The following is a 5,794-nucleotide window of genomic DNA, read 5'->3' on the forward strand; positions in this document are numbered from 1 at the left end:
CCGAGACCGTCGCCGCCGATGACCGCACCCGGCGCGAGGAGCATCGCGCCGCGGCGGCCGCCCGCAAGGAGGCGCTGGCGGTCGAAGCCGAGGAGCTGGCGGCCACCGCCACCCAGTGGAAGGCGGCCGGGGACCGGCTGCGGGCCATCCTCGACGAGTGGAAGACGATCACCGGGTTGGACCGCAAGACCGACGACGCGCTGTGGAAGCGGTATTCGGCGGCCCGGGAGACCTTCAACCGGCGCCGCGGATCGCATTTCGCCGAGCTGGACCGCGAGCGCGCCGGCGCCCGGGCGGCCAAGGAGCGGCTGTGCGCCCGTGCCGAGGAATTGGCCGACTCCACCGACTGGGCGGCCACCCGAACGGCGTTTCGCGAGCTGCTGGCCGAATGGAAGGCGGCCGGGCGGGCCGCCAAGGACGTCGACGACGCGCTGTGGCAGCGCTTCAAGGCCGCCCAGGACACGTTTTTCACCGCCCGCAATGCGGTGTTCGCGGAGAAGGACGCCGAGCTGCGGGACAACGCCGCCGCCAAGGAGGCGCTGCTGGCCGACGCCGAGAAGCTCGACACCGCCAACCTGGACGCCGCGCGGGCCGCGCTGCGCTCGATCGTCGACAAGTGGGACGCGATCGGCAAGGTGCCGCGGGAGCGCGCCGCCGAGCTGGAGCGACGGCTGCGCGCGGTGGAGAAGAAGGTGCGGGACGCCGCCGAATCGGACTGGACCGATCCGCAGGCGCAGGCCCGGGCCGAGCAATTCCGCGCGCGCGCCGAACAGTTTGAACGCCAGGCCGAGAAGGCCCGGGCGGCGGGCCGGGACAAGGACGCCGAGGAGGCGCAAGCCAGCGCCGAGCAGTGGCGGCAGTGGGCGGCGGCCGCCGAAGACGCCCTGCGGACCTAGCCTCCCTGGCCGCGAGCGTGCGTGTCCCCGGCCGACACGCCGCGCGTGCGGCCGGGATCGCGCACGCTCGCGCGGCTAGTCGGATGTGGCGTCGCCGCCGTCGTCGGGCTTGTCGAGGTCATCCAGCAGGGTCTGGGACTGGCGTTGGGCCGCGGCGCGGCGCCGCTCCTCCTCGGCGGCCAGCTGCACCACGGTGCGCGACCACACCACCCGAGCCCAGTGAAACGTCAACACCATGACCGTGATCCACGCCACGACCAAGCCCACCCCGGGTCCCGGTTGCCCCTCGGCGACCGTCTGCCGCGACCACACCGCCAACAGCCCCAGCGCGCTGGCCACCGCCGAACCGGCCAGCGCGACCCAGGCCACCGCCCAGCGTCGGGTCAGCAGCGCCAGCATCGAGAATCCGACGCCGAAAACCAGCGCCAGCCAGCTGAACAGCCGCGACGGCAGCGCCACCGCGGCCGCGCTGGCGTCGTCGCTGCCGAACAACAGGTCCCAGCCCCGGACGTGGCCGGTGTGCGGCAGGATGAACGATCCCAGCAGCACGAACACCAGGATGGCAACCACCAACGCCCTTGCGCCGGGGTCGATTTCACGGGCGACGCGGCGTTCCGCGGCCTCGATGTCGGCCTTGTACGCGTCGAATGCGTCGCCGGTCATTGGCTGCACCCCACCGGTTCGGCGGCCGGCGCCGGCTGTCCCACCGCGGGCATGCCCAGCCCGACACCGCGCGGCCGGGATTCCTGCGCGTCACCGGCGCGGGTGCGGCGGTGGCTCAGCAGTGGCCCGTCGGCGAGCAGGTGGTGCGGGGCGGCGTCGGTGACCACGGTGGTGACGATGTCGCCCGGACGCACCTGCTGCCCACCCGGGCTGAAGTGCACCAGCCGGCCGTCGCGGGCGCGGCCGCTCATCCGCGCGGTGGCCTCATCCTTGCGGCCCTCCCCGACGGCGACCAGCAGCTCCACCGTCCGCCCGACCTGCGCCCGGTTCTCCTCCAGGGAGATCCGCTCCTGCAGTTCGATCAGCCGGTCGTAGCGCTCCTGCACCACGGCTTTGGGCAGCTGGCCGTCCAGGTCAGCGGCCGGGGTGCCGGGGCGTTTGGAGTACTGGAAGGTGAACGCCGCCGAGAATCGGGCCGCCCGGACCACGTCCAGGGTGGCCGCGAAGTCCTCCTCGGTTTCGCCGGGGAAACCGACGATCAGGTCGGTGGTGATCGCGGCGTGCGGGATGGCCGCGCGGACCTTGTCGATGATGCCCAGGTAGCGCTCGGCGCGGTAGGAGCGCCGCATGGCCCGCAGCACGCGATCCGAGCCTGACTGCAGCGGCATGTGCAGGGCGGGGCACACGTTCGCCGTCTCGGCCATCGCGTCGATGACGTCGTCGGTGAACTCGGCCGGATGCGGTGAGGTGAACCGGACGCGTTCGAGCCCGTCGATGCGTCCGCAGGCGCGCAGCAGATCGGCGAAGGCGCCGCGGTCGCGGGGTTGGTTCGGGTCGGCGAACGAGACGCCGTAGGCGTTGACGTTTTGGCCCAGCAGGGTGATTTCCAGCACACCGGTGTCCACCAAGGCCTGCGCCTCGGCGAGGATGTCGGCCGGGCTGCGGTCGACCTCTTTGCCGCGCAGCGACGGGACGATGCAGAACGTGCAGGTGTTGTTGCAGCCCACCGAGATGGAAACCCAGGCGGCGTAGGCGGATTCACGGGCGGCGGGCAGTGCCGACGGGAACTCCTGCAGCGCCTCGAGGATTTCCACCTGGGCGGTCTTGTTGTGTTTGGCCCGTTCCAGCAGCGTCGGCAGCGACCCGATGTTGTGGGTGCCGAACACAACGTCGACCCACGGCGCCTTGCGTAGCACCGCGTCTTTGTCTTTTTGGGCCAGGCAGCCGCCGACCGCGATCTGCATGTCCGGGTTGTCGCGTTTGCGCGGCGCCAGGTGGCTGAGGTTGCCGTACAGCTTGTTGTCGGCGTTCTCCCGCACCGCGCAGGTGTTGAACACCACCACGTCGGCGTCGGTGTCCGCGGGGGCGCGCCGGTAGCCGGCGGCCTCCAGCAGACCCGCGAGCCGCTCGGAGTCGTGGACGTTCATCTGACAGCCGTAGGTGCGCACCTGATAGGTGCGCACCGCCACGTCCGTCGTCGATGTCACGCGCCCATGGTACGGCGGCGCGGTAGGGGCGGTCGGGGTCGGGCATCCAGCTTGTTCACGTCGCGATCAGCGCGAATCGCGGTGACCGGAGTCGCGCACCGCGGCCAGAAACCGTTCAACGTCGCGTGGGCTGCGCAAAAAGTGCACTTCGGCGCCGGGCGCGTTGGCCGCGATGGCCGCCTTGGTGCGGGGCAGGTAGCGACGGCGATACCCGAGGATCCAGCGCCAGAAGTCCAGCTTCTCCCGGCCGCGACGACCCGTTCGCCAGGCGCAGCGCCATAACGGGAAGTCCAGCACCAGGACCGTGTCGGCGGCCTGCAACCGAATCTCGGGCGCGTCATAGGGACCGAGATCGCCATCGAGGATCCAGCGCGGGTCGGCGACGAGCCGCCGCTGGCGCGTCGCCCACTCACCGGGCGGTAGGGGCGCGAGCTCCGGCGACCAGAAGTGCGCATCGAGTTCGATCACCGGCAGCGCGGTGAGGCGCTCGAGTTGGGCGGCGAGCGTGGACTTGCCGGCGCCACCACGACCCAAGACGACGACGCGGTGCATGGCCACCCCCAGATTCACCCGGCGAAGTCCCGTTAATCCCTACCATGGCGTGGGCCGCAGCCGATCTGTGCGACGGTCGGCGGCTGAGACGGCGCGGAACGCGACTGCCAGGGCTAAAGTCGAGCCAACTGCAACGGACGGGAGTCTCTCATGGCCTTCACACCCAAGGACGCGGTCGCCGCGGCGCGGGACATCGCGACGCATGCCGTGCAGAAAGCCTCGGACATCGTCGAGGACGCCAGCCACATCATTAAGGGTGACGTCGCCGGCGGCACCAGCGCCATCGTTCAGGATTCCCTCGATATCGCCACCCACGCTGTCGACCGGACCAAGGAACTCTTCACCGGTACCGACGAAGACACCGAAGACGTCGACGACGAGGTCGATTAGACCCGGCGGCGTTCCCGTTCGGTGGCGACTTCGGCGCTGACGACGGCGTAGGCCATCGATTGGCTGTAGCCGCGGCGGGCCAGCATCGCCACCAGCCGCCGCCGCACCCGCAGGTCGTCACTATCGTCGAGTTTCTCCCGCCGCAGCTTGGCCCGCACCAGTTGCTCGGCGCGGTCGCGCTCGGCATCGGCGTCGAGGTCGTCGAGCGCCGCGGCGATCACTTCGTCGTCGACGCCCTTGGTGCGCAGCTCAGCGGCCAACGCGCGCTTGCCCTTTCCGGCGTGCTCCCGACGGGACCGGACCCACTGCTCGGCGAAATCGGCGTCGTCGATCAACCCCACCGCGGCCAACCGATCCAGCACCCGATTGCTGACCTCGTCGGGATAACCCCGCTTGGTCAGCTGGGCTTCGAGCTCGGCGCGGGTGCGCGCCCGCGCGGTGAGCAGACGCAGGCACAACGCCCGCGCCTGCTCCTCGCGGTTCGGATCAGAAGTCGACGGGGGCGGGCAGGACGCTGTCATCGGTCACCACGGCGCCAATGCCGAGCTTTTCTTTGATCTTCTTCTCGATCTCGTCGGCCACGTCGGTGTTCTCCAGCAAGAAGTTGCGGGCGTTCTCCTTGCCCTGCCCCAGCTGCTCGCCCTCGTAGGTGTACCAGGAGCCGGACTTGCGGATAAAGCCCTGATCCACACCCATGTCGATCAGCGAGCCCTCGCGGCTAATGCCCTTGCCGTAGAGGATGTCGAACTCGGCCTGTTTGAACGGTGGGCTGACCTTGTTCTTGACCACCTTGCAGCGGGTGCGGTTACCGACCGCGTCGGTGCCGTCCTTGAGCGTTTCAATACGCCTGACGTCCAAGCGAACTGAAGCGTAAAACTTCAAAGCCTTTCCGCCCGTGGTGGTTTCAGGACTGCCGAACATCACACCGATTTTTTCTCGCAGCTGGTTGATGAAAATCGCGGTGGTGCCCGAATTGTTCAGCGCACCAGTCATCTTCCGCAACGCCTGGCTCATCAGCCGGGCCTGCAAGCCGACGTGGCTGTCCCCCATCTCGCCTTCGATCTCCGCACGCGGTACCAGCGCGGCCACCGAGTCGATAACCAGGATGTCCAGCGCGCCGGAGCGGATCAGCGTGTCGGCGATCTCCAGCGCCTGCTCCCCGGTGTCGGGCTGGGAGACCAACAGGGAGTCGGTGTCCACCCCCAGCTTCTTGGCGTAGTCGGGATCCAGGGCGTGCTCGGCGTCGATGAACGCCGCGATCCCGCCGGCGGCCTGGGCGTTGGCCACCGCATGCAGTGCGACGGTGGTCTTACCCGAGGACTCCGGGCCGTAGATCTCCACGATGCGGCCGCGCGGCAGGCCGCCGATGCCCAGCGCCACGTCCAGGGCGATCGATCCGGTCGGGATGACCGAGATCGGCTGACGCACCTCGTCGCCGAGGCGCATCACCGAGCCTTTGCCGTGACTCTTCTCGATCTGGGCCATCGCCAGTTCGAGAGCTTTCTCGCGATCCGGGGCTTGCGGCATGGTATTTCTCCTGTAGTTCGGTGTTCGGTTGACCGGTTTCGGTCGCTTGGCCGCGACGCTAGCGGCGGGGTCTGACAAGTCGTCCCGCCGCGGCGTCTCGCCCGTCGAACACCCCCCACATTAGGCGAACGGGTGTTCGATTCAAGTCAGACACGCCGTGGGTCGCACGGGCGGCCATTTCGGTGGTTCTGCGGTGGGGGCATCGATGATGCTCTCGTAGGCCACCGCGCCGTCGAGCAGGGCGGTGCCGGAGTCGTCGGCGATCTGGATCAGCACCTT

The 5,794-nt window shown here is 69.5% G+C and carries 7 protein-coding genes; 2 read left to right on the forward strand and 5 right to left on the reverse strand.

The annotated features are described in order from the left end of the window. Positions 1 to 896 (forward strand): DUF349 domain-containing protein (locus BKN37_RS25325; RefSeq protein ID WP_071029835.1); only part of this gene is annotated, 896 nt, incomplete at its 5' end. A 75-nt stretch (positions 897 to 971) separates the two neighbouring features. On the opposite strand, the gene BKN37_RS25330 is transcribed toward BKN37_RS25325, so the two are convergent. The 3 genes from BKN37_RS25330 to BKN37_RS25340 all read right to left on the reverse strand — a co-directional run bounded on the left by BKN37_RS25330 (position 972) and on the right by BKN37_RS25340 (position 3,616). Continuing rightward, a complete protein-coding gene (locus tag BKN37_RS25330) occupies positions 972 to 1,559 on the reverse strand; it encodes an Rv2732c family membrane protein (protein WP_071029837.1) in 588 nt (195 codons plus the stop codon). After that, positions 1,556 to 3,046, reverse strand: a complete 1,491-nt coding sequence (gene miaB / locus BKN37_RS25335) for a tRNA (N6-isopentenyl adenosine(37)-C2)-methylthiotransferase MiaB (RefSeq protein WP_071029839.1) — start codon at positions 3,044 to 3,046, stop codon at positions 1,556 to 1,558. The genes BKN37_RS25330 and miaB overlap by 4 nt, the downstream gene beginning before the upstream one ends. Before the next feature lie 66 nt (positions 3,047 to 3,112). Beyond that, positions 3,113 to 3,616, reverse strand: a complete 504-nt coding sequence (locus BKN37_RS25340) for a P-loop NTPase family protein (RefSeq protein WP_242657361.1) — start codon at positions 3,614 to 3,616, stop codon at positions 3,113 to 3,115. A gap of 132 nt (positions 3,617 to 3,748) precedes the next feature. Between BKN37_RS25340 and BKN37_RS25345 the strand changes: the two genes are divergently transcribed. Then, positions 3,749 to 3,988 carry an Rv1893 family protein gene (locus BKN37_RS25345; protein ID WP_071029842.1) on the forward strand — a complete coding sequence of 80 codons (240 nt, stop codon included), beginning with the start codon at positions 3,749 to 3,751 and terminating at the stop codon, positions 3,986 to 3,988. Here BKN37_RS25345 and recX read toward each other — a convergent pair. Next, positions 3,985 to 4,509: a recombination regulator RecX gene (recX, locus tag BKN37_RS25350; RefSeq protein ID WP_071029844.1), complete on the reverse strand. Its 525-nt coding sequence runs from the start codon at positions 4,507 to 4,509 to the stop codon at positions 3,985 to 3,987. The genes BKN37_RS25345 and recX overlap by 4 nt on opposite strands. Beyond that, positions 4,475 to 5,515, reverse strand: coding sequence for a recombinase RecA (gene recA, locus BKN37_RS25355; protein WP_071029845.1), 1,041 nt, complete (start codon positions 5,513 to 5,515; stop codon positions 4,475 to 4,477). The genes recX and recA overlap by 35 nt, the downstream gene beginning before the upstream one ends. Positions 5,516 to 5,794 lie beyond the last annotated feature (279 nt).

This window comes from Mycobacterium talmoniae, from assembly GCF_001854525.1.
Classification (GTDB): domain Bacteria; phylum Actinomycetota; class Actinomycetes; order Mycobacteriales; family Mycobacteriaceae; genus Mycobacterium; species Mycobacterium talmoniae.